The following is a 217-nucleotide window of genomic DNA, read 5'->3' on the forward strand; positions in this document are numbered from 1 at the left end:
CCATGCCACTGAGCGTTACGGCATAAAGGCGTTAGGTGAGCATTTGGCCAAGGAGCATGGTCTTGAAGTGCTATTTGGTGATATTGATAATCCCGTTTAAGGTTTAAGGTTTAAGGTTTAAGCTGGGCTCAACTTAGCTTAACTCAACTCAATAGCAGCAACTATCTAACGGGAAAGGGTCTGAGCAAACCAGCCGTATTAGCCATATTATTGCTCA

General features: G+C 43.8%; 1 pseudogene. It reads left to right on the forward strand.

What is annotated here, in order from left to right:
• Window positions 1-100: pseudogene (locus MTCD1_RS21130) on the forward strand (Nif3-like dinuclear metal center protein); the annotation flags it as partial.
• Window positions 101-217: the final 117 nt, after the last annotated feature.

The organism is Colwellia marinimaniae (assembly GCF_002207865.1).
In the GTDB taxonomy this organism is placed as follows: Bacteria; Pseudomonadota; Gammaproteobacteria; order Enterobacterales; family Alteromonadaceae; genus Colwellia; species Colwellia marinimaniae.